1 pseudogene is annotated in these 352 nt (G+C 77.8%); it reads right to left on the bottom strand.

Features of this window, described 5'->3' with window-relative positions:
• Positions 1 to 352, bottom strand: a pseudogene (locus tag UK12_RS33940) (hypothetical protein); the annotation flags it as partial.

The raw sequence follows: 352 nt of genomic DNA, 5'->3' as shown, positions 1-352 counted from the left end.
GTGCGTCCGGTGGTTCCGTTTGATGCGCGCGCCTGGCCGTGACTGGCCGTTGCCGTACTCGGGCCGAGCCGGCAGCGGCAGCCGGCCGGTCGCGGCGACCTCCGTCGGCAGGCTCGCCACCCGCGGCGACCGAGGGGCGGACGTCAGCGCGACCACCCGGACCGGCCGGGTGAGGCGGCTGCGGTCGGCGGCCTCGGGACCGGCCCAGCCACTGGGACCGCGTGGCCAGTCGGCGAGCACGTCGACCAGCGCGTCCCGAACCTGGGCCGGGACCGGGCCGTCGGGTGCCTGCTCGGACAGCAGCGTGCGCAGCCGGGTGCCCCAGCCGATGTCCGAGAGCCGACCCAGGGCC

This window comes from Saccharothrix sp. ST-888, from assembly GCF_000955975.1.
Taxonomy (GTDB): Bacteria; Actinomycetota; Actinomycetes; order Streptomycetales; family Streptomycetaceae; genus Kitasatospora.
This window is presented reverse-complemented; position numbering and strand designations above follow the sequence as displayed.